14 protein-coding genes and 1 pseudogene are annotated in these 21,906 nt (G+C 72.8%); 12 read left to right on the plus strand and 3 right to left on the minus strand.

The window, feature by feature from the left end:
* The first annotated feature begins 60 nt into the window (after positions 1-60).
* The 3 genes and pseudogenes from A3IG_RS0124125 to A3IG_RS33040 all read left to right on the plus strand — a co-directional run.
* Entirely contained in the window at positions 61-273 is a 213-nt protein-coding gene (locus A3IG_RS0124125; RefSeq protein ID WP_051087623.1) for a DUF4244 domain-containing protein, read from the plus strand.
* The gene (locus A3IG_RS0124130; protein ID WP_018386169.1) at positions 260-679 is read left to right on the plus strand and encodes a TadE family type IV pilus minor pilin; all 420 of its coding nucleotides are present in this window, start codon (positions 260-262) and stop codon (positions 677-679) included. The genes A3IG_RS0124125 and A3IG_RS0124130 overlap by 14 nt, the downstream gene beginning before the upstream one ends.
* A 47-nt stretch (positions 680-726) precedes the next feature.
* A pseudogene (locus A3IG_RS33040) lies at positions 727-951 on the plus strand (Rv3654c family TadE-like protein); the annotation flags it as partial.
* Between the two features lie 312 nt (positions 952-1,263).
* On the opposite strand, the gene A3IG_RS0124135 reads toward A3IG_RS33040, so the two are convergent.
* Positions 1,264-3,735 carry a DEAD/DEAH box helicase gene (locus tag A3IG_RS0124135; RefSeq protein ID WP_078500902.1) on the minus strand — a complete coding sequence of 824 codons (2,472 nt, stop codon included), beginning with the start codon at positions 3,733-3,735 and terminating at the stop codon, positions 1,264-1,266.
* Positions 3,736-3,870: 135 nt separating this feature from the next.
* On the opposite strand from A3IG_RS0124135, the gene bldG reads away from it, so the two are divergent.
* The 5 genes from bldG (at position 3,871) to A3IG_RS0124160 (ending at position 10,634) form a co-directional block, all read left to right on the plus strand.
* Positions 3,871-4,212, plus strand: coding sequence for an anti-sigma factor antagonist BldG (gene bldG / locus A3IG_RS0124140; protein ID WP_018386171.1), 342 nt, complete (start codon positions 3,871-3,873; stop codon positions 4,210-4,212).
* A gap of 84 nt (positions 4,213-4,296) precedes the next feature.
* Positions 4,297-4,713 carry an ATP-binding protein gene (locus A3IG_RS0124145; protein WP_018386172.1) on the plus strand — a complete coding sequence of 139 codons (417 nt, stop codon included), beginning with the start codon at positions 4,297-4,299 and terminating at the stop codon, positions 4,711-4,713.
* Positions 4,714-5,840: 1,127 nt separating this feature from the next.
* Positions 5,841-8,186 carry a sodium-translocating pyrophosphatase gene (locus A3IG_RS0124150; protein ID WP_236719247.1) on the plus strand — a complete coding sequence of 782 codons (2,346 nt, stop codon included), beginning with the start codon at positions 5,841-5,843 and terminating at the stop codon, positions 8,184-8,186.
* Between the two features lie 195 nt (positions 8,187-8,381).
* Entirely contained in the window at positions 8,382-9,002 is a 621-nt protein-coding gene (locus A3IG_RS0124155) for a small secreted protein (RefSeq protein ID WP_157862334.1), read from the plus strand.
* Positions 9,003-9,065: 63 nt separating this feature from the next.
* The gene (locus A3IG_RS0124160; protein WP_018386175.1) at positions 9,066-10,634 is read left to right on the plus strand and encodes a DUF7059 domain-containing protein; all 1,569 of its coding nucleotides are present in this window, start codon (positions 9,066-9,068) and stop codon (positions 10,632-10,634) included.
* 18 nt (positions 10,635-10,652) lie between these two features.
* Here A3IG_RS0124160 and A3IG_RS0124165 read toward each other — a convergent pair whose 3' ends face one another.
* Complete coding sequence (locus A3IG_RS0124165; protein ID WP_018386176.1) at positions 10,653-11,105, minus strand: DUF2752 domain-containing protein; 453 nt, start codon at positions 11,103-11,105, stop codon at positions 10,653-10,655.
* Positions 11,095-11,565 (minus strand): TM2 domain-containing protein, encoded by a 471-nt coding sequence (locus tag A3IG_RS33045; RefSeq protein WP_040912225.1) that lies wholly within the window; start codon positions 11,563-11,565, stop codon positions 11,095-11,097. The genes A3IG_RS0124165 and A3IG_RS33045 overlap by 11 nt, the downstream gene beginning before the upstream one ends.
* Positions 11,566-12,033: 468 nt before the next feature.
* Between A3IG_RS33045 and topA the strand changes: the two genes are divergently transcribed.
* From topA to A3IG_RS0124200, 4 genes are all read left to right on the plus strand, one after another.
* The gene (gene topA, locus A3IG_RS0124175) at positions 12,034-14,952 is read left to right on the plus strand and encodes a type I DNA topoisomerase (RefSeq protein WP_018386178.1); all 2,919 of its coding nucleotides are present in this window, start codon (positions 12,034-12,036) and stop codon (positions 14,950-14,952) included.
* A 79-nt stretch (positions 14,953-15,031) separates the two neighbouring features.
* Positions 15,032-18,739, plus strand: coding sequence for a dTMP kinase (gene tmk / locus A3IG_RS31120; protein WP_018386179.1), 3,708 nt, complete (start codon positions 15,032-15,034; stop codon positions 18,737-18,739).
* 85 nt (positions 18,740-18,824) lie between these two features.
* Entirely contained in the window at positions 18,825-20,030 is a 1,206-nt protein-coding gene (locus tag A3IG_RS0124195; protein WP_018386180.1) for a DNA polymerase III subunit delta', read from the plus strand.
* Between the two features lie 202 nt (positions 20,031-20,232).
* Positions 20,233-21,861, plus strand: a complete 1,629-nt coding sequence (locus tag A3IG_RS0124200; protein ID WP_018386181.1) for an alpha/beta hydrolase — start codon at positions 20,233-20,235, stop codon at positions 21,859-21,861.
* The last annotated feature ends 45 nt before the right edge of the window (positions 21,862-21,906 follow it).

Raw genomic sequence — 21,906 nt, forward strand, 5'->3', positions numbered from 1 at the left:
AACAGATGACCACACAACACATGGGTGTCCCGTTCGGGACGCCGGGAGATCGGGGGAGTGATGGCAGGGGTTCGGGGGTTCCGCGGCCGGTTGGCCGCGCTGCGGGGTGGCGGTCCGGGAGGCGGCGACGCGGGGATGACGACGGCCGAGTACGCCGTGGGCACGGTGGCGGCGTGCGCCTTCGCGGCCGTCCTGTACCGGGTCGTCACCAGCGGCACGGTCACCTCGGCGTTGAGCGCAATGGTGGAAAGGGCGCTCCATGCGACGTTCTGACCGCGGTCTGAGGTGGCTCCGGCGGCGTTGCGCGCCGCGGCGGCGGGGTGACGGGGGCTACGTCACGGCCGAGACGGCGGTCCTGCTGCCGGCCCTGGTGTTGTTGATGGCGATGCTGCTCTGGGGGGTGCTGGCCGCGGCGGCGCAGATCCGCTGTGTGGACGCGGCACGTGCCGGTGCGCGGGCCGCCGCACGGTCCGAGTCCCGCTCCGCGGTGCTGGCGACCGCCCGGGAGGCCGCTCCAGCGGGTGCACGGGTGCGTGCCGAGGTGCGGGGGGACATGGTGCTCGTGCGGGTGCGGGCGCACGCCCCGGGCCCCGGCAGGCTCGCCGCGCTGCTCTCCGTCGAGCTGGGAGCGACGGCCACCGCGCTGGCCGAGGACAGTGTGGCCGGGGAGGCGCGGTGAGGGGCCGGGACCGCGGTTCGGCAACGGTGTGGACGATGGCGCTGGCCATGACCGCGGTTGCTGCGCTGGCGGCGGTCCTGGGCGTCGCGCAGGCCGTGGTGGCCCGGCACCGCGCCGGTGCCGCGGCCGACCTGGCCGCTCTCGCGGCGGCCGATCGAGCGTTGGACGGATCACGGCAGGCGTGTGCGACCGCGGCCCGGGTGGCGGTGGCCAACGGCACCGCACTGGTCTCCTGCGCGGTGCGGGGCGATATCGCGGACGTCGTGGTCGAGGCGGTCGCCGGTTCCCTGCGCGGGTTCCCTGTGGCGAGGGCCCGTTCCCGTGCCGGCCCGACGTCCCCCGGTGTTCCCGCCGGGCGTGCCCGTCAGGGGGAGCCGGGCTTCGCCTCCGCGCGGCGGTTCGGGGTCCCACGCGGCCAGGGCCGGGGGTTCCACCGCGCGTCACCGGAGGTGGCGTGCGGCCCAGGTCGGACAGTGCGCGGCGGGGGCGGTCAGCGCGTTCCCTTCGCTCTGACGGTCGAGTGCCGGAGGGTGGGCGCGGGTGCGGGCCCTCCGTGGCGCCGCACGGCGCCACGGCGGCCGTGGTCAGGCGCCGACGTCCTGGGTCTCCACGGGGCCTGTCCCGGCGCGTTGGGCGGGGACGGCGCCGGGGTCCCCGGCGCAGGACAGCAGCAGGTCGAGCAGCCGTACCGCACCCTGCTTGTCGAGGGGTTCGTTGCCGTTGCCGCACTTCGGGGACTGGATGCAGGACGGGCAGCCGAAGTCACACTCACAGGAGGCGATGGCCTCCCGGGTGGCGGTCAGCCACGCCTGGGCCGTACCGAAGGCCCGCTCCGCGAAGCCCGCGCCCCCGGGGTGGCCGTCATAGACGAACACGGTCGGCAACCCGGTGTCGGGGTGGAGCGGCACCGAGACACCGCCGATGTCCCAGCGGTCACAGGTCGCGAACAGCGGCAGCATGCCGATCGAGGCGTGTTCCGCCGCGTGGGCCGCCCCGGGCAGCTCCTCCGGGTGGATCCCCCCCTCCTCGAGCTGGCCGGGGGTCACCGTCCACCACACGGCCCGGGTACGAAGGGTGCGCGGCGGCAGGTCGAGCCGGGTCTCGCCGAGGACCTCGCCGGTGATGACCCTGCGGCGCAGGAAGGAGACCACCTGGTTGGTGACCTCCACGGAGCCGAAGCACAGTCGGGCCTGCCCCCACGGCACCTCCGTCTCGGTGTCCAGGACGGAGACCGAGGTGGTGTCCCTGGCCATGGTCGTGTACGGCGGATCGGCCTCCTTGACCAGGGCGACCGAGTCCGCCAGGTCGAGGGTGCTGACCAGGTAGGTGCGGCCCCGGTGCAGGTGCACGGCGCCCTCGTGGACGGCGGTGTGCGCCGCGGAGGCGTCCACGGTGCCCAGGAGCCGTCCGGTGCCCTCCTCCACCACCTGTACCGGCCGGCCCCCGGCACCGCGGATGTCGGTGAGGTCCGCCGCCCGTTCCCGCCGGGTCCAGTACCAGACCGCGCTGGGCTCGTCGTCGCCCTCGCCGGCCGGTGGGCGAGCCTGGACAGTGAGGTCCCGGCGCCTGAGCAGCCCGCGCCGTTCCAACTGGGGCAGCAGTTCCGCCGCGGAGGGCCCGAATATCTGCGTGTCCCCGTCGGTGAGCGGGATCTCCGCCGCTGCCGCGCAGAGGTGCGGGGCCAGCACGTACGGGTTGTCCGGGTCCAGGACGGTGGACTCCACGGGCTGCTGGAACAGCGCCTCGGGGTGGTGCACCAGATAGGTGTCCAGGGGGTCGTCCCGGGCCACCAGCACGGCCAGCGCGCCCTGCCCGGCGCGCCCGGCCCGCCCCGCCTGCTGCCACAGGGAGGCCCGGGTGCCGGGATACCCCGCGAGCAGCACCGCGTCCAGCCCGGAGACGTCCACGCCCAGCTCCAGGGCGGAGGTCGAGGCGAGCCCGAGCAGCCGCCCGGAGTGCAGCGCCCGCTCCAGGGCCCTGCGTTCCTCCGGCAGGTACCCGCCCCGGTAGGCGGCGATCCGGCCGGGCAGCGCGGGATCGACGTCGGCCAGGCGCTCCTGGGCGACCATCGCGATCACCTCAGCGGCCCGGCGGGAACGCGCGAAGGCGACCGACCGCACGCGCGAGCGCACCAGGTCGGCCAGGAGCTCCGCGCTCTCCGCCGCGGCGGTGCGTCGGACCGGGGCGCCGTGCTCCCCGCTCAGCTCGGTCAGTGGCGGTTCCCACAGCGCGAAGACGACCTCACCGCGCGGCGATCCGTCCTCGGTGACCTCCATCACCTCCAGCCCGGTCAGCCGGCTCGCCGACACGCCGGGCTCGGCGGACGTGGCGGAGGCGAGGAGGAAGACCGGGTCCGCGCCGTAACGGGCGCAGACCCGCCGCAGCCGCCGCAGCACCTGGGCGACGTGCGAGCCGAAGACCCCCCGGTAGACGTGGCACTCGTCGACCACCACGTAGCGCAGGGCACGGAGGAACGACGACCAGCGGGCGTGGCCGGGCAGGACGGTGCGGTGCAGCATGTCCGGGTTGGTGAGGACGTAGTTCGCGTGCTGCCGCACCCACTCGCGTTCCTCGACCGGGGTGTCACCGTCGTAGACGGCTGGGCGGACGCCCGGCTTCAGGTCCTCGGCGAGGTCGGCGACGGACCGCCGCTGGTCCGCGGCGAGCGCCTTGGTCGGCGCCAGGTACAGGGCGGTGGCGCCACGGCCGTTCGGTGCCTGGGCCCCGTCCAACAGGCAACTGAGCACCGGGAGGAGATAGGCGAGGGACTTGCCCGACGCGGTCCCGGTGGCGACCACCACCGAGCGGCCCTCCAGCGCGGCGGCGGCGGCGCGCGCCTGGTGCTCCCACAGCCGTTCGACGCCCCTGGTCCGCACCGCTGCCACCACCGCCGGGTGGATTCCTCCAGGCCAGGGGGCATGGCGAGCCACGCGCGGGGGCAAGTGCTCCATATGAGTGATGCGTTGGTCTCTGCCGGGTCCGGCGGCCAACCGCCGGAGTACCGCGCCGGGACCTGCGTATCCGCGCGTCGCCTGTGGGAAGGAATCGTGGGCCATTGACACTCAGTGTGTCACTGGCGTGACGGACAATCGCGTGAAGGCGTCGTGCTCGCCTGCTCGTAAGTGATTGAATGCCATGGCGGCTGCCGATCCATGGGGGGCGACCGCTCGATGCAAGGTGCTGGAGGATCCGTGGACCTGTCCCTGTCGACCCGTACCGTCGGTGATCGCACGATCGTCGATGTCGGTGGCGAGATCGATGTGTACACCGCGCCGAAGTTGCGTGAGCAGCTCGTCGAGCTCGTCAACGACGGCAGCTACCACCTGGTGGTGGACATGGAAGGCGTTGACTTCCTGGACTCCACCGGCCTCGGTGTGCTCGTCGGAGGCCTGAAGCGTGTGCGCGCACACGAGGGCTCGCTGCGTCTGGTGTGCAACCAGGAGCGAATTTTGAAGATTTTCCGGATCACCGGACTGACGAAGGTTTTCCCGATTCACACCTCGGTTGAAGAGGCTGTCGCCGCGACCGACTGACGACCGCGTAGGGTCGGCGGACAGGGGCAACCGGACGGTGCGTCCGGTCCCTGTGCGGCGCGTCCGAGGACCGAGGGGGAGATCATGGCCACCGTCGAGCTGCGTTTCAGTGCACTTCCCGAGCACGTGCGGACCGCGCGGTTGGTTGCCGCGGCGGTGGCTCGGCGTGCCGGGGTCGACGAGTCCATCCTCGACGAGGTCCGGCTCGCCGTGGGTGAGGCCTGTAGCCGTGCGGTCGGCCTGCACCGCGGTAGCGGTGTGGACCAACCGGTGCGTGTGGTGTTGGTCGAGGACGAGAAGAAGTTCTCGATCGAGGTCGGGGACGCGGTGCCGGAAGGCGCCGTGTCCGCCGGCGCGCCTGGCGAGGAGGCCGGGGAGGAGAGCGAGATGGGGCTCGCCGTGATCAGCGGCCTCGTCGACGACCTTGAGGTCTCCAGCGGCGAGGAAGGCGGAACGATCAGGATGACCTGGCCCGTCACACCAGCCTCTCTCCTGCCCTGAGCCACCCGGATCGCTGGGGCAACCCACTCCAACAACAGCCCGTCCCGCGCCACGCCCCCACGCTTGACGTTCGGGGCCTATCCCGTGTGCCCGGCCAAGCCCCCCGCCTGGCCAAGCCCCCGCCCGGCCAAGCCCCGAGCCCTCGCCGGGAGTCCCCGCCGCCCTCGCCGGGAGTCCCGGCGCCGGGTCCGGCAGCCTTCGCGGGCACCGACGCCCCGTACCGTGCCGCCGGGTGTTCCGGCTCACGTCCCAGCAGGCGTTCCCTGGCTGGCTCACGCCCACCACGGGATCGGGAGCCTGTTTCTCGTCGGTCTAGTTCGGTCCAGTTTGGTCCAGGGCGGGTGTGCCGTGGTCCGGCTCGGGCCAGCTCGGTCCGGCGGTGCCCTGCCGAGCCGGCCCGCCCCTGTCCCGCTCCGCTGAGGCCCAGCGCGCTTCTCGGGCCTCGCGCTTCTCGCCTCGGGGCATTTTGATCAGGCCAATCCGGGGACCCCAATCCGGAATTGATCTCCGATGAGACCACGCCCCAATGCCTTTGATCTTTTCACGCCGTGCCGGCACGGCCTTCTGGCCCACCGGCGACCGCCCGTCGCGGTGTGCCGGACCGCGCCCGGCAGCGCGGTCAACCCTTTGGGGATTCCCGCCACCGAGCGTATTTAAACCTTGAAGCATTGTATTAACCAGTTCCCGGTGATTCACGCGTCAGTGGCTTGCAATTCCTTTCACTGGCAGGGGCGAACAGAAGTGACGATGGTCTGTCGTGCCCTGTTTTGATCATGCCCTGATCCTTAGAATCCCCCTCGTCCCTTGCTTCCCACGATCCAGGTCCGTGGCGGGGATGCTCTTCATGCCCACACGGCCGAGCAGTTACGTGCGCACCGTCGATGGTCGCGACTGTTCCGCGGTCGCTAGGACCTCCGCGGCACACACGTGCCAAACATCAAGGAGGACGAATGGCGGGGTCTGCCTTCCCCGGAAACGAGGCCGCAGAGATCATTTCCTCCGGCCCGCCACCTGATCATCTCATGCCATCAGATCACCCCGTGCTATCTGATCATCTTGTCGGGCGATGGAATTTCGCCGCTGAGTTCGGCGAGGTCGAGGCCGTGCTCACCGGGGGGAACCGGGCCATGATCCTGGTCATCGCCGCGGTGGCGCTCGCCGCCCTGGTGGTTGCCGGCGTTCTGGTCCGTCAGGTGCTCGCCGCCGACGAGGGCACGCCGAAGATGAAGGAGATCGCGGCGGCGGTGCAGGAGGGGGCCAACGCCTATCTGGCCCGCCAGCTCCGCACCCTGAGCGTCTTCGCCGCAGTGGTGTTCTTCCTGCTCATGCTGCTCCCCGCGGACGACTGGAACGAACGGATCGGGCGCTCGATCTTCTTCGTGGTCGGGGCGTTGTTCTCCGCGACCACGGGGTACATCGGCATGTGGCTGGCTGTCCGCAGCAACGTGCGGGTGGCCGCGGCGGCCAGGGCGGCGACGCCGGGCGTCCCCGTGCAGGCCGGTGGGGGCTCCGACGAGTTCACGGCCCCCAAGTCAGCGATCGACGTGAAAAGCGTCTCGCACTCCGCGATGCGGATCGCGTTCCGCACCGGTGGCGTGGTCGGCATGTTCACCGTCGGCCTCGGGTTGCTCGGCGCTGCCTCGGTGGTGCTGATCTACGAGGAGAGCGCCCCCAAGGTGCTCGAGGGTTTCGGATTCGGTGCCGCGCTGCTGGCGATGTTCATGAGGGTCGGCGGCGGCATCTTCACCAAGGCCGCTGACGTCGGCGCCGACCTGGTCGGCAAGGTCGAGCAGGGCATTCCCGAGGACGACCCGCGGAACGCCGCGACCATTGCCGACAACGTGGGCGACAACGTCGGTGACTGCGCCGGCATGGCCGCTGATCTTTTCGAGTCGTACGCGGTGACGCTCGTCGCCGCGTTGATCCTGGGCATGAAGGCGTTCGGTGACGCGGGCCTCGCATTCCCCTTGCTGGTGCCGGCGATCGGTGTGATCACAGCAATGATCGGGATCTTCGCGGTCTCCCCGCGGGTGAATGATCGCAGCGGAATGACGGCGATCAATCGTGGTTTCTTCATTTCTGCGATCATCTCCCTGATCCTGGTCGCGATCGCCGTGTACGCCTACCTGCCGTCCAGCTACGCGGAACTGGACAACGTTCCCGGTGAGATCAGTGGCCACGACGGTGACCCGCGGGTGCTGGCACTGGTCGCGGTCGCCATCGGCATCGTGCTCGCCGCCCTGATCCAGCAGCTCACCGGATACTTCACCGAAACCAACCGCCGCCCGGTCCAGGACATCGGCAAGACCTCGCTGACCGGCCCGGCGACGGTGGTGCTCGCCGGCATGTCGGTGGGCCTGGAGTCGGCGGTGTACTCGGCGGTGCTGATCGGCCTCGGCGTCTACGGCGCCTTCCTGCTCGGCGGCAGCACCCTGATGCTCGCCCTGTTCGCCGTGGCGCTCGCCGGAACCGGCCTGCTCACCACGGTCGGTGTCATCGTGGCCATGGACACGTTCGGGCCGGTGTCGGACAACGCCCAGGGCATCGCCGAGATGTCCGGGGACGTGCACGGCGAGGGCGCCCAGGTGCTCACCGAACTCGACGCGGTCGGCAACACCACCAAGGCCATCACCAAGGGCATCGCCATCGCCACCGCGGTGCTCGCGGCCACGGCCCTGTTCGGCTCGTACACCGACGCGGTGGACGAGGAGGTGAGCAACGTGGGCACGCCCAGCGACCTCAGCCTGAACCTGGACATCGCCCAGCCGAACAACCTCGTCGGGCTCCTGCTCGGGGCGGCCGTGGTGTTCCTGTTCTCCGGTCTGGCGATCAACGCGGTGTCCCGGTCGGCCGGTGCCGTGGTCCTGGAGGTCCGCAACCAGTTCCGCACCCGTCCCGGGATCATGGACGGCACCGAGAAGCCGGAGTACGGCAGGGTCGTGGACATCTGCACCCGGGACGCGCTGCGCGAACTGGCCACACCGGGTCTGCTCGCGGTGATGGCCCCGATCGCGGTCGGCTTCAGCCTGGGCGTCGGTCCCCTCGGGGCCTTCCTCGCCGGGTCCATCGGTGCCGGCACCCTGATGGCGGTGTTCCTGGCCAACTCCGGTGGCTCCTGGGACAACGCCAAGAAGCTGGTGGAGGACGGGGCACACGGTGGCAAGGGCAGCGAGGCACATGCCGCCACGGTGATCGGGGACACGGTCGGTGACCCGTTCAAGGACACCGCAGGGCCGGCGATCAACCCGCTGCTGAAGGTCATGAACCTGGTCTCGCTGCTGATCGCCCCCGCCGTGGTGACCTACAGCTTCGGCGAGGACGAGAACCTCGCGGTGCGGGTCGTGGCGGCGGTGACGGCGCTCGCGGTCATCGTCGGGGCGGTCTACGTCTCCAAGCGGCGTGGCATCGCCATGGGCAGTGACGACCACACCGACACCCCCAATCCCGCCCCCGACCACGTGATCGTTTCCTAGCCCGCNGGGAACAACGGGACCGCACCGGCGGAATCCAGCCCCACCAGCACCCAAGGGGCACCGGGGCGGGCGGCGCGGAAACCCCCGCGCCGCCCGCCCTCCGCCGTGCCGCCCCGCCCCGCCCCGCCCCCCGCCTGACCAGCCGCCCGTCGGTCCCCCTCCCTGGCGCCGTGTATGTTCCGGAGCGCACGAGCCATGGAAGGGACAGAAGCGGTGAACGAGAAGGTGGCCACTGCACTGGCCGGTGCGGCCCTGGCGGCGCTCGCCCTGGCGGGATGCGGCGGGGGCGACGACAACTCCAAGGAGATGGAGGCCTGGGCCAAGGACGTCTGCGGTTCGATGAAGACGCTCCTGGACCGGGCGGAGCAGGCCGAGAAGGACACCGGGGTGGTCAAGGAGGGCGAGAAGCCGGCGGACCTCAAGAAGCGCCTCTCCCAGGACATGGACACCGCCGCGACCTCCTACCGTGAGCTGGCCGACGACGTGAACGGCGCCGGCCCGCCACCGGTGGACGACGGCGAGCAGCTCCACCGCGACGCGGTCGAACAGCTCCGGAACTCCGCCAAGGCGTACGAGGACCTCAAGCAGCAGGTGGACGAGCTCGACACCAAGAACCAGGGGAACTTCGCCGAGGGCCTCACCGACGTCAGCAAGGAGCAGCAGGCCCTGGGCAAGATGGACAGTGAGGCCCTGCGCAAGCTCGGCACCGGAGAGACCGGACGAGCCATGGCGGAACAGCCCGGCTGCAAGGCCTCCTCCTCGGCCCCGGAGGCGTCCTCCGACTCCGGAACGGCGTCGCAGGACGCCGCCGACTGACCGCGGCGTCCGCCCGTTCCCCCGAGCGCCCGCCGGCCACCGACTCGCTGGAGAACCCCCCGCATGCACCGGCTGCCCAGCCCCAGCCCCGCCACCTGCGCCGTCCTGCGCACCGCGCTGCGCCGCGCCGACTTCACCCCGGACGGTTGTCGGGACCTCCTCGGCGCCACCGCCTACGCGGCGCTGGCCAGGAACGAGGTGGTCCCCGCCCTGCGGGTCACCCACGGCGGCAGCCCGCTGGAGACCCTGCTGCGGTTGTTCCTGTTGGGGGCGGACGTGCCCCGCGAACAGGCGGAGGCCGCGCTGCCCGTCGAGCAGTGCCTGGCCGGCGGCTGGGTCGAGCCGGCCGGGGACGGGGCCGACCAGGACGCGGTGCGGGCCACCGTGGACATCCGTCCCTACGCGGGCGAGCCGGCACCGCGTCCCGGCGGGGCCGCCGCCGACTGGTGGATCGTGTCCGACCTCGGGTGTTCGGCTGGCGGTTCGGGCAGCGCGGGGCGGCCTGCCGACGTGGTCCTGGGGGCGTACGGGGCCTCGGCGACGCTGGCCGGGATCACCGTGCGCCGACCGGTGGGCACCGCCCTCGACATCGGCACCGGCTCCGGTGTCCAGGCGCTGCACGCCTCGCGCCACGCGGGACGGGTCACCGCCACGGACGTCAACCCGCGAGCGCTGCACTTCGCCGCCCTGACCCTGGCCCTGTCCGGGGTGGACAACGTGGACCTGGTGCGCGGGAGCCTGTTCGAGCCCGTGGGCGAGGCCCGCTACGACCTGGTCGTGGCCAATCCGCCGTACGTCATCTCGCCCGCGCCACCGACGTCCGTCCCCACCGCCGCGGTCCCGTCGCCCCTGACCAGGCACACCTACCGGGACGGGGGGATGGAGGGCGACGACCTGTGCCGGACGCTGGTCACGCGGGCCGCCCACCACCTGGCCGACGGCGGCTACTGCCAGTTGCTGGCCAACTGGCAGCACGTCGAGGGGCAGGACTGGCGGGACCGGCTCGCGGACTGGGTCCGCCCGACCGGGTGTGACGCGCTGGTGATCCAGCGTGAGGTGCAGGACCCGGCACAGTACGTCGAGCTGTGGCTCCGGGACAGTGGGGACCACCTCTCCGACCCGGCACGCTACGCCGCGCGTTACGACGCCTGGCTGGGCGGGTTCGAGCGGCAGCGGGTCAGTGGGATCGGCTTCGGATGGATCACCCTGCGCAGGTCCGGCGCGGACCACCCGGTCGTCCGGATCGAGGAGTGGCCGCACCCGGTGGAGCAGCCGCTGGGGGAGCATCTCGAACGCTGGTTCGACCGTCAGGACTTCCTGCGTGCCCACGACGACGCGGGACTGCTCACCTCCCGGCTGCGGCTCGCCGACGGGGTGGTCCAGGAGCAGGTCGGGGTCCCGGGCGCGGAGGACCCCGAGCACCTGGTGCTGCGGCACGAACGGGGGCTGCGCCGCGCGACGCGGGTGGACACGGTGGGCGCCGGGTTCGCCGGCGCGTGCGACGGGACCCTGCCCGCGGGCACCATCCTGGACGCCATCGCCCAGTTGATCGGGGAGGACCCGGTACTGCTGCGGGACAGGACTCCGGACACCATCCGCCTCCTGGTGGAGCAGGGCTTCCTGGAGCCGTGAGCCGGGCGGGGCGCCAGCTCACCACAGGTTCCGGGTCACACCCCAGACGGCCGCGAGGAGGAGCACCGACGCCGTGCCCCGGGCGCCCAGACGGAAGCGGTAGCGCCGGCCGCGGAGCCCCTCGACCAGCCAGCGCGCGACGAGCACCGCCACCAGGGGGGTGACGAGCAGCAGCGCGGCGTTGTCGTGCCAGGCGGCCACCAGGTCGACGTGGAGCAGGTCGTAGGTCATCCGGGTGCCGCCGCAGGCGGGGCAGTCGAGTCCGGTGAGCCAGTTGAACGGGCAGCGGGGGAGCAGCGAGCCCGACTCGTGGGGGTTCGTCCCCCAGAGGTAGACGCAGCCGGCGAGCCCGGCCAGCAGCAGCCCGATCGGTGCCGCGGCCGGGTGGGTGAGGCGCCTGCGCAGCCCGTGGCGGGCGGTGTTGACCCGTTGGCGCAGCCGCCCCCCGGGGGCTCCGGCGTCAACCGCCACGGAGCGGGCGCCCCTGGGCGTCGGTGACCGTGCCGCTGGTGAGGATGATGATCCCGTCGATCAGGGCCCATATGCCCAGGCCGCCGCAGGTCAGTAGCTGCGCCACGGCCATTCCGGTGTGGCCGGTGTAGAAGCGGCCGACGCCGAAGCACCCGAGGAAGATCTGGAGGAGGCCGGCGGTGGTCTTCGACTTGTCCGAGTAGGGACGGCCGTAGGGGTCGTAGCCGTACGGCGCCATGGGGTCCCCGTACCCGGGCGGGTACCCGGGGTATCCCGCCGGCCCGGGGTACCCGTAACCCCCCGGCGCATACCCTCCCGGTGCGTAACCACCCGCGACGGGCCCGGGCTGTCCGTACCCCGCCCCGTAACCCGGCTGGCCCGGGTCCGCCGGTGGCGGCGGGGTGGAACCGTCGGGGGCGGAGTGGGGTGGCGGTGGGCCGAAAGGTGATTGATCGGACATGGACAGCCTCCGTATCGCTCGTCTGCCATCATCTTTTCAGGGGAGTGACGCCGCTGGGTGGGGGGCTCGGTTCCCGGCGCCCAACCAGTACGGGGACGGCGCCGAATCCGCACCGACGCACCGACGCACCGACGCACCGTCAGCGCCGGCTCCCCGGGCGTCGGTCCGGGCCGGTCGGCACGGCGCCCCGCCCCGTCCCGCGGTTCCCCGCCGCACCCGGAGGCGGCCGGTCGGGCTCCGTGGGCAGACCGGCGGGTCTCGGCCCCCGATCGCACATAAAGCCGATCTTAGACAATGTGTGTCTGTATGATGACGAATCGGACATGGGCGGCGGTCCGTGCGGCATGAATACCGGTTGTCGGGTTACCGTTCGAGTGGCGTTGTGGGCTTTTCCCGTTTGACACGGGGGGCTGGGTTACGGTCACACTCCGCGACGTCACCCTTTTCGACCCGGAGAGAAGAGCGAAGTTGTCCCCGACCAGCGAGACCGCGCGCAACGGCCGCCGACTCGTCATCGTCGAGTCGCCGGCCAAGGCGAAGACGATCAAGGGCTACCTGGGCCCTGGCTACGTGGTCGAAGCCAGTGTGGGGCACATCCGCGACCTGCCCAACGGGGCCGCCGAAGTGCCCGCCAAGTACAAGAGCGAGCCGTGGGCCCGCCTCGGCGTGAACGTGGACCGGGACTTCGAGCCGATCTATGTCGTGAACAGCGACAAGAAGGCCCAGGTCACCAAGCTCAAGAGCCTGCTCGCCGACGCTGACGAGCTCTTCCTCGCCACGGACGAGGACCGCGAGGGCGAGGCGATCGCCTGGCACCTGCAGGAGGTGCTCAAGCCCAAGGTCCCGGTCCGCCGGATGGTCTTCCACGAGATCACCAAGGACGCGATCCAGCAGGCCGTCGCCAACCCGCGTGACCTGAACAAGCGTCTGGTGGACGCCCAGGAGACCCGTCGCATCCTGGACCGCCTCTACGGCTACGAGGTCTCCCCCGTGCTGTGGAAGAAGGTCATGCCGCGTCTCTCGGCGGGGCGGGTGCAGTCGGTGGCGACCCGCCTGGTGGTGGAGCGGGAGAGGGAGCGCATGGCGTTCACCTCCGCCGAGTACTGGGACCTGACGGCGACCTTCGCCACCGGTCGGGCCGGTGACGTCTCGGACCCCGGCACGTTCGGAGCCCGGCTGACCTCGGTGGACGGCACCCGGGTCGCCCAGGGCCGCGACTTCGGCCCCGACGGACGGCTCAAGTCCGCGGCGCGGGTGCTGCACCTGGACGAGCAGGCGGCCAGGGGGCTCGCCGCGGCCCTGCAGGGCGTGGAGTTCGGCGTGCGCGGGGTGGAGTCCAAGCCGTACCGCCGCAGCCCCTACGCGCCGTTCCGCACCACCACCCTGCAGCAGGAGGCGTCCCGCAAGCTGGGCTTCGGCGCCAAGCGCGCCATGCAGGTCGCGCAGCGGCTGTACGAGAACGGCCACATCACCTACATGCGGACCGACTCCACGACCCTCTCGGCGACCGCGGTGACGGCTGCGCGGGCGCAGGTGGAGCAGCTCTACGGCCGTGACTACCTGCCGGACGCGCCGCGCACCTACGCCGGCAAGGTGAAGAACGCCCAGGAGGCGCACGAGGCGATCCGTCCTTCGGGGGACCGTTTCCGCACCCCCGCCGAGACGGGTCTGTCCGGGGACGAGTTCCGGCTGTACGAGCTGATCTGGATGCGCACCGTCGCCTCCCAGATGAAGGACGCCGTGGGCCAGTCGGTGACGGTGCGGGTCGGCGGACGGACCGGGGACGGACGGGAAGCGGAGTTCTCCGCCTCCGGCAAGATCATCACCTTCCACGGCTTCCTGAAGGCGTACGTCGAGGGCCGGGACGACCCCGAGGCGGAGCTGGACGACCGGGAGCGCCGGCTGCCGCAGGTCACCGAGGGCGATGAGCTGACCGCGGACGCCATCACCGCCGACGGCCACTCCACCAAGCCCCCGGCCCGTTACACCGAGGCCAGCCTGGTCAAGGAGCTCGAGGAGCGGGAGATCGGTCGCCCCTCCACCTACGCGACGATCCTGGGCACGATCCTGGACCGCGGCTACGTGTTCAAGAAGGGCACGGCCCTGGTCCCGTCGTTCCTGTCGTTCGCCGTCGTCGGGCTGCTGGAGAAGCACTTCGGCCGTCTGGTCGACTACGACTTCACCGCCCGGATGGAGGACGACCTCGACCGCATCGCCCGGGGCGAGGCGCAGGCCGTGCCGTGGCTGCGCCGCTTCTACTTCGGCACCGACCAGGAGGGGCCGGAGGCCGGCTCCGCCGCCGACGTGGCCGGTGACCACCTCGGCGGGCTCAAGGAACTGGTGACCGACCTGGGGGCGATCGACGCCCGCGAGGTCTCCTCGTTCCCCGTCGGGGACGGCATCGTGCTGCGGGTGGGCCGCTACGGCCCCTACGTCGAGAAGGGCGGCAAGGAGGGGCAGCGTGCCGACGTCCCGGACGACCTGCCGCCGGACGAGCTGACCGTCGAGCTCGCCGAGGAGCTGCTGGCCAAGCCGAGCGGCGACCGGCTGCTGGGCGAGGACCCGCGCACCGGGCGCCCGATCGTGGCCAAGGACGGGCGCTACGGGCCGTACGTCACCGAGGTGCTCCCCGAGGACACCCCCAAGACCGGCAAGCACGCCGTCAAGCCACGCACCGCGTCGCTGTTCAAGTCGATGGCACTGGACACGGTCACGCTCCAGGACGCGCTGAAGCTGTTCGACCTGCCGCGGGTGGTCGGGGTGGACCCGGCGTCCGGCGAGGAGATCACCGCGCAGAACGGGCGCTACGGCCCCTACCTGAAGAAGGGCACCGACTCCCGTTCGCTGCAGGACGAGGAGCAGCTCTTCACGGTGACGCTTGAGGAGGCGCTCGCCCTGTACGCGCAGCCCAAGCAGCGCGGACGGGCGGCGGCCAAGCCGCCGTTGAAGGAGCTGGGCAACGACCCGGTGACCCAGCGCCCCGTGGTGGTCAAGGACGGTCGCTTCGGCCCCTACGTCACCGACGGCGAGACCAACGCGACGCTGCGCCGGGACGACGACGTGGAGACGATCACGCCCGAGCGCGGCTACGAGCTGTTGGCGGAGAAGCGGGCCAAGGGGCCGGCCAAGAAGACGGTGAAGAAGGCCGCGGCCAAGAAGTCCACGGCCAAGAAGACGGCGACGAAGAAGACCGCCGCGAAGAAGACCACCCCGTCCACGGCCAAGAAGACCGCCGCCGCGAAGACGACGGCCAAGAAGGCACCCGCGAAGAAGTCCGCCGCGGGTGGGTCGGCGGCCAAGCGGGGGACCGCCAGGACCGCGGCCGCCGGGCGGAGCACCGCCAACGAGGTCGTCGTGCCCAGCTCGAAGGGGACGGACCCCCACTGATCCGCACCCCCGGCGACTGTCGTCCGTTTGTTCGGCCAGCCCCCGACGGGAAGGAGTACGCGCCGGATAGGCTGGCGGAATGACGCGTGCCGACCAGCCCACGGACGTGACCGGACAGACCAACGACGCTGGCGCCGACGCCCTCACCGCCGACGCCCGTGACCGCGCCGTCGGAGCCCTGCTACGCATCCCCGCCCTGCGCAAGTTGTGGACGGCGCAGCTCCTGGGGGGCATCGGTGACCGGCTCGCGCTGCTGGCGCTGGTCGTGCTCGCCGTCCAGGCGGCCGGGGCAGCCCTGTCGTTCGGCGGCGAGTACGGGGGCGTGGCGGTCGCGGTCGCCCTGGTGTTCGCAGCCAGGCTGTCGGGCATCCTGCTCATCGGCGTGGTGCTGCTCGGGCCGGTGTCCACTCTCACCGCGCCGGAGGGCCCCCTCGACCGACGCTGGACCATGATCGGCTCAGACGTGCTGCGGGTGCTCCTGCTGGTCTGCGCCCCGCTGTGGGTCTCCTGGACCGAGTCCTCGGCCGTGGTGTGGCTGTTGGTCACCGCGTTCCTCGTGGGGGCGGCCGAACGGGTGTGGACCGTGTCCAAGGACAGCGTCACCCCCGCCCTGCTGCCCGGCACCCCGCCCGAGCCACTGGCCGCCAGGGTCGCCATCGCCGGCCTGACCGACGCCCCGGACCAGACCGTGCGCCCCGCCGACGCCGCCGCACCCACCGTGCGCGTCCCGGTCGAGGACGGTGCCGCGGGCCAGCCCGCCGGGACGTCCCCAGGAACCGCACCGGCAGGGGCCGCCGGAGGCCTGGCAGTACCCACCAAGCCCGGTCAGGAGGCCGCAGCCGCCAGCCCCGGTCCGAAGACCGCCCAACCCAGTCAGAAGGCCGCGAAACCGGCGAAGGCGCCCAGGAAGCCCGGTGTCGTCGTCCGCCCGCCCGCCGAGCACCTCGACGCGCTGCGTCGACTGGACCTGCGGACCGGCTACGGCGCCCTGCCGGCAGCCGCCGCGGTCCTCATCGGCATCACCCTGATCAGCAACCTGTTCGCCGTCGGCATCGACTGGTTCCACACCCACCAGGTCGCGCTCGCCACCTACACCGCCGCGGGTCTCTTCGCCGCGTCCGTCGCCGTTCTGTACCTGCTGGAGCTGCCCGAGGCCAGCGGCCCGCGGCTCCGTTCCCCGCTGGAGGGCCTGCGGCTGCGCGGGCAGGGCCAGTCCGCTCCCGGGCACGGGGGTGCCGGGGCGAAGGGCCGCACCGGCTCCGTCCCCGTCCTGGTCCTGAGCACCGCCGCCACGTGCGCGGCCGTCGCCGCCGCGGTGGCGGTCGCCGTGCTGCACGCCGCCGACCTCGGCGGCGGGCCGATCGCCTACGGGCTGCTGGTGCTGGCGCTGACCGGCGGATCGGTCGTCGGAGCCCGGACGGCGCAGCGCCTGCTGCCCGGTTTCTCCCAGCGTCGGCTGTTCGCCCTCGCCATCGCCGTGGTCGGTTCGGCGTTGTTCGTCGCCGGGCTCGTCCCCGACCTGACCACCGTGCTGCTGCTGGCGCTGCTGGCCGGCTACGGCCTGGGTGTGGTCGCCAACACCGGCCACCGACTGCTGGACCTGGAGGTCGAGGAGGCCCAGCGGGGCCGGCTCACGGCCCACCTGCACGCCGTGGTCCGGCTCTGCACCGGTGTCACGGTCGTGGGCGGCCCCCTGCTGGCCGCCGCGATCGGACCGCACCGGGTGGAGGAGGGCGCGTTCACCTTCGACCACGGCGGCGCCTCCTTCGTCCTGATCCTCATCGGGGCGCTGTTGCTGCCGGTCGCCGCGGTGGCCCTGGGCCGCACCGACCACCGCAGGGGCGTCCCGCTGCGCCGGGACCTGTGGGAAGCGGTGCGCGGTGGGGCCGAGCCGAGGACCCGTCCCGCGCCCACCGGCTACTTCCTCGCCATCGAGGGCGGGGACGGCGCGGGTAAGTCCACCCAGGTCGAGATGCTGGCCGAGTGGGTTCGCAACAAGGGGCACGAGGTCGTGGTGACCCGCGAGCCGGGCGCCACCGCGGTCGGCAAGCGACTGCGGTCCATCCTCCTCGACGTCTCCACCACCGGGATCTCCCACCGCACCGAGGCCCTGCTCTACGCCGCCGACCGCGCCGAACACATCGAGTCGGTGGTCCGGCCTGCGCTCGCCCGTGGGGCCGTGGTGATCAGCGACCGTTACATCGACTCCTCGGTGGCGTACCAGGGCGCGGGCCGTGACCTGTCGCCGGTCGAGGTGGCCCGGATCTCCCGGTGGGCCACGGACGGCCTGGTGCCCCACCTCACCGTGCTCCTGGACATCGCGCCCGAGACCGCACGGGAACGGTTCACCGAGGCCCCCGACCGGCTGGAGTCCGAGTCGGCCGAGTTCCACCAGCGGGTGCGGAACGGCTTCCTGGCACTGGCCTCCGCCGACCCGTCCCGCTACCTCGTGGTGGACGCCGGGCAGGACCCGGACGACGTGGCCACCACCATCCGGCACCGCCTCGACCGCGACCTCCCGCTGTCCGAGCAGGAGATCCGGGCACGCGCCGAGGCCGAACGCCGGGCGGCCGAGGAGGCGCGGCGGCGCGCCGAGGAGGAGGCCAGGCGGAAGGCCGAGGAGGAGCGCCTGGAACGCGAGCGGCAGGAGCAGCTCGCCCGGCTGCGCGCGGAGGCCGAGGAGCGCCGGCGTGCCGAGGCGGAGGAGGCCCGCCGCAAGGAGGAGGAGCGCAAGGCGGAGGAGGCCAGGCGCCTCGCCGCCGAGGCCCGCCGACTGGCCGAGGAGGAGGCCCGCCGCAGGGAGGCCGAGGAGAAGGCCCGCCGCGAGCAGGAGGAGCGGGCGCGTCGCCAGGCCGAGGAGGAGGCCAGGCTCCGCCAGGAGGCCGAGGAGCGGCGCCTGGAGAAGCAGCGCAAGGCCGAGGAGGCGCTGCTGCGCGCGGAGGAGGCCCGCCGACTCGCCGAGGAGGAGGCCCGCCGCCAGGCGGAGGCCGAACGCCTGGAGACCGCCCGCCGCGAGGCCGAGCGGCGTGCCGAGGCCGAGCGCCTCGCGGCCGAGGAACAGCGGCTGGCCGAGGAGCGCAGGGCCGCGGAGGAGCGCAGGGCCGCTCAGGAGCGCCTGGCCGCGGAGGAGGAGGCCCGCCGGGAACGGGAGGCCGCCGCGGCGGACACCGTGCAGACCCCGCAGCCCGCCGCCCCCCACCCCGGGTCCGAGGACGACACCAGGACCGTGGAGACCCCGCGGGTGGTGCAGGACGAGGCGCCGGCCGACGACCAGGACCAGCACACCCGCACGGTGCCGACCCGGCGCCCCACCAGCGGACCCGACGACGAGACCACCGCGTTGCCGCAGGTCACCGACCGTCCCGAGCCCCACTCCGGGGGCCGGCGCGCCCCGGGCGACGAGGACGAGACCACCGTGCTGCCGCAGGTTCCCCACCCGTCCGCCGACTCCCCCGCACCCCGTCGGTCGGCGGGGCCCGCGGACCAGGACTCGGACCCCGCCGACCGCGTCCCCCCGTGGCTCTGGCGCCCCGAGCCGCAGCCCGCCGACGAGGTCGAGCGCACCCGTGAGCTGCCCCAGCCGCAGGTCGATCCGGACGCCGGCGGGCCCCGGCGCCGCTCCCGCCGCCCGTACTGGGCGGAGGAGACCCCGCTGGACGACCTGCCGACCCTCGCCGACGAGCTGTTGGGCCCGCGCGAGGACGGCGCCGTGGACTACGGTGACGAGGACCCGGCAGAACCGGACCAGGGGGGCCGCCGCGGCTGGGGCCGCCGCGGTCACCGCTGACCGGCCGGCCCGTCCGTTCCGGCGAACCGACCCGTCCGCCCCGACCCATCCGCAACCCCACGAGCACAGGTAACGGTAGGAGCCCATGACCGTCTGGGACGACGTGGTCGGACAGCAGCGGGTGGTGGACCAGCTCAGCGCGGCGGCCCTGGCCGCCGGCGCCCTGATCACCGCCGACCCCGCCGAGGCCCGGCCCGACTCGTCGGCGATGACCCACGCCTGGCTGTTCACCGGCCCGCCCGGCTCCGGGCGGGCCACCGCCGCCCGGGCGTTCGCCGCCGCGTTGCAGTGCGTCAGCCCGGACCGGGCGCTCGGCGCCGCGCCGGGCTGCGGCTTCTGCGAGGGCTGCCACACCACCCTGGTCGGCACCCACGCGGACGTCGAGGTCGTCCGCACCGACCTGCTCACCATCGGGGTGAAGGACACCCGGGACCTGGTCCGCCGCTCCTCCCTCACGCCCGCCGGTGGCCGCTGGCAGGTCATCGTCCTCGAGGACGCCGACCGGCTCACCGAAGGCGCGGGGAACGTCCTGCTCAAAGCGGTGGAGGAGCCGGCGCCGCGCACCGTCTGGCTGCTGTGCGCCCCCTCCCTGGAGGACGTGCTGCCCACCATCCGCTCCCGCTGCCGCGCCCTGGTGCTGCGCACCCCGCCCGCCGAGGCGATCGCGGACACGCTGGTGCGCAGGGACGGGGTGGACCCGCAGATGGCGGCGTTCGCGGCCCGCGCGGCCCACGGCCACATCGGCCGCGCACGCCGACTGGCCACCGACGAGGGCGCCAGGACCAGGCGTGAGGAGGTCCTGCGCATCCCCCAGATGGTCTCCGACATCGGCGGCTGCCTGAAGGCGGCGCAGCAGCTCGTGGACTCCGCCGTCGAGGACGCCCGGCAGGTCGCCGAGGGGACCGACGCCAAGGAGACCGAGGAACTGCGGGCCGCCCTCGGTGCGTCCGGGGCCGGCAGCCGGCTGCCCCGCGGTACCGCGGGAGTGCTGAAGGACCTCCAGGACCGGCAGAAGCGACGGGCCACCCGCACCCAGCGGGACACCCTGGACCGGGCCCTGATCGACCTGGCCGGCTTCTACCGGGACGTGCTCGCGGTCCAGGTCGGCGCGGCCACCGAGCTGTGCAACGCGGAGCTGCGGCCGACGATCGACCGCTTCGCCGCCTCCTCCACACCGGAGCACACGTTGCGCCGGATCGAGGCGGTGCTCGACTGCCGCCGCGCCCTGGACCGCAACGTCGCCCCGTTGTTGGCCCTGGAGGCGATGACCGTGTCCCTGCGCGCCGCCTGATTCCGGCCCCCGTGCCCCCCGTCCCCCCGTCCCCGTCCCCGCCTTCGTCCCCCGTCCCGTCCCCAGGTGGCAGACCCGAACACCGGCGCTGCCGCGGCCCCGCCCGGCGGACCCGGACGGCGCGGCGAACGCGAGGTCCCCGGCGAGCGCCCCGGCTGCGACTACCCTCCGTCATGACGCCGAACGTGAGGAGCACGATCCCATGCCCACCGTCCACGCGCTCCGCTCCCTCGCGACCTGGACCTCGGCAGCGATCGTGGTGCTGTCCGCCTGCTCGCTCACCTCCGCGGAAGAGGCGGCCAGCCCCGCCCGGGACGCCGGCTCCCCGAGCGCCAGCGGCCTGCCCGACTCCGCCAAGTCCCCCCGGTCACCGAAGCCCGGGACGTCCGCCACGCTGGCCCCGTTGCCCTCCACGACCGACCCGGAGCTACGCCCCTACTACCAGCAGGAGCTGAACTGGCGGGCCTGCGGGGCCTCCGGGTTCGAGTGCACCACCATGCGGGTGCCGCTGGACTACGACAACCCCCGCCGCGGGGACGACGTCAAGCTCGCCGTCGCCCGCAAACGCGCCGAGAGCACCGCCGACCGCATCGGTTCCCTGCTGGTCAACCCGGGCGGCCCCGGAGGGTCGGCCATCGACTACCTCCAGCAGCAGGCCGCGTTGGGCTACCCGGCGCCGGTCAGGGCCCGCTACGACATGGTGGCGTTCGACCCCCGGGGGGTGAAACGCAGCCAACCGGTGACCTGCCTGTCCGACCTCCGGATGGACGCGTTCACCAGGGTGGACATCACACCCGACGACCAGGGCGAGATCGACAAGCTGGTGGACGCCAACAAGGCGTTCGCCCGGGGCTGCGCCCAGAACTCCGGCAAGCTCCTGCCGCACATGGGGACCATCGAGGCGGCCCGGGACATGGACGTGCTCAGGGCCCTCGTCGGCGACGACAAGCTGCACTACGACGGCCTGTCCTACGGCACGATGCTCGGCGCCACCTACGCGGGGCTGTTCCCCGACCGCGTGGGCCGGCTGGTCCTGGACGGGGCCATGGACCCGTCGATCAGCGCACTGGAGTCCTCCCGCGCCCAGGCCGGCGGCTTCGAGACCGCGTTCACCGCCTTCGCCAGCGACTGCGTCAAGCGCGAGGACTGCCCGCTGGGCACCTCGTCGGTCAACGCCGCGGGCCGGAACCTCGACGAGTTCTTCAAGGACCTGGACCGCAAGCCGCTGCCCACCCAGGACGGCTCCCGCACCCTCGACGAGCCCCTGGCCACCACCGGCGTGCTGCTCGCCATGTACGACGAGGGCTACTGGCCCGTGCTGCGCCAGGCCCTGGCCGCCGCCAAGAAGGGCGACGGCACCCGGCTGCTGCGGATGTCGGACGTCTACTACGAGCGCGAGGGCGGCGTCTACAGCAACATCATGTACGCCAACGCCGCCGTCAACTGCCTGGACCTGCCCCCGGCGGCCCGAACCCCCGACGACGTCAAGCGCGCCCTGCCCTCGTTCACCGACACCTCGCCCCGCTTCGGCACCAGCATGGCCTGGGCCTCCCTGATTTGCGGAAGCTGGCCGGTCAAGCCCCAGGGCACCCCGCACCGCATCGAGGCCAAGGGCGCCGACCCCATCCTCGTCGTCGGCACCACCCGGGACCCGGCCACCCCCTACACCTGGGCCCAGTCCCTCGCCGGCCAACTCGACTCCGCGACCCTGCTGACCTACGAGGGCGACGGCCACACCGCCTACGGCCGCGGGAGCGCCTGCGTGGACTCCGTCGTCAACGACTACCTCCTCAACGGCCGCGTCCCCGCCACCGACAAGCGCTGCACCTGACGGCGACGGCGCCCCGCCACGGAGCCCGCACCCATGCCCGGCAAG

The organism is Wenjunlia vitaminophila DSM 41686, from assembly GCF_000380165.1.
GTDB lineage: Bacteria > Actinomycetota > Actinomycetes > Streptomycetales > Streptomycetaceae > Wenjunlia > Wenjunlia vitaminophila.